Here is a 1,536-nt window from a genome sequence, read left to right as displayed (position 1 = left end):
GTCCTTTCCTAGAACCTGTTGTTGTGGTGATTTCAGATTCTAGGACGAAGGCCGTTCTTCGTTAAACGAGCGCTAGGGTGTCACCCTTACACCAACATTTTCGACGCGATCCGGATTGCCATCTGCTGGCCAACAGCGGTGTTATCCCTGCTCCGGCTGTAATGTTGCTTCAGCAGTTATGCCGTGGTCGAATAATAAGTAATAATGTGGAATAAAGAATAAATTAGCCGGAGGGCTCCATGACATAAGAGCGTAATACCATTATCGAGCTATTTAGGTTAATCTCGATGTGGTGTGTAGTTGCGCATCATTTTGTAATACATAATGCAGATGATATATCGGTTTTTGCTAGTCCTGTAACCCGTTTAATACTTAAGGGCGTGTTTCTCCCCATTGGAAAAGTTGCAGTTGGCTGCTTTGTGTATATCACCGTTTGGTTTATAGCCGACAGCGCATTTTTAGCATCAAAGATACAGCTAAGAAGCTTGTGATTCTTAATAATGAAGTGGTATTTTACAGTATCATTTTGGGAATTATTTCTGTGATTACCGGCAACGTGTATCCCTCAGCCTCCTTTATCGTCAATACAGTCTTTCCGATTGCCACGGGATACGGTTGGTGGTTTACCACTTCTTATGCCGGCCTCATTCTGCTGTTGTCTTATCTATTGAAGGGGCTTCAAGCTTGCGGTCGGAAAGAACATAAATACCTTACAGTATCATTATCTTTCGCATTTGAACTATTTCGATATCTGCCCTTTGTTTCCTTTCCAGCCGAAGGAATGCTTATTGATCTCATCGTTCTCGCGATCGATATCTGTTATTTTCGATGGCATATTAATCTAAAAACCACGAATTGGAACAAGCTGGCGCTTGTCGGGGCCGCATGTTTTACATTAGGAATCTCTTTTATATACCTTCCGTATCACTCGCAAGGAATTATTCACGACTTCTCTGTAAACCTATTTAACGGGTATGTTTACTAATCAGCAAATATCCTTTCAATGGGCCTCTCATTTGCAATCTCTTTATCAATGTTTAAATTGTGCCTGGTATTTAAACTTAATTCCTCTCGTCTCAATTGGATTGCGGGCTCCGCTTTTGCTGTATATCTGATTACTGACTATTCAATTGTTCAGAGCTGGCTCTGGAAGAGTCTGTTTACCTTTACCAATCTGGGAAATTAACTTGGGGTACTGTTGGTGGTGGCGATCCCATCGTTGGTGATGGCTTGCTGCCCGATTATCGATATCGGAAGAAGGACGATTAATTCACACCTTCCTTTGACTAAAAAGTCGTTTGTCTAACATCGATGGTTGATTTCCGATCTCAACCGAACACATTGAGCTGATGGCTCGCTCCCGCAGTCAACCGAACGCCCCCGCGGCCCCTCTCGGGCCCCGGGGGCGCCGTTTTCCCAGTTGAGGGAATGGTGGAGATGTGTTTCGATGGGTCCGGTGGCCATGCTCCGCCCGCCGCCCGGCACCTCTTCCCAGACTCAGCCGGACGGTCGGTCCGTCTATTCCGTTTTTCTCCT

At 45.1% G+C, this 1,536-nt stretch carries 1 protein-coding gene; it reads left to right on the top strand.

Annotation, left to right across the window (positions count from 1 at the left end):
• The first annotated feature begins 487 nt into the window (after positions 1 to 487).
• Positions 488 to 985, top strand: a complete 498-nt coding sequence (locus tag ACTQ1E_RS08780) for a hypothetical protein (protein WP_441565879.1) — start codon at positions 488 to 490, stop codon at positions 983 to 985.
• Positions 986 to 1,536 lie beyond the last annotated feature (551 nt).

The organism is Collinsella sp. LCP21S3_C7 (genome assembly GCF_052118485.1).
Classification (GTDB): domain Bacteria; phylum Actinomycetota; class Coriobacteriia; order Coriobacteriales; family Coriobacteriaceae; genus Collinsella.
Note: the sequence above shows the minus strand (reverse complement) of the source record. Positions and strands in the feature narration are given on the sequence as shown.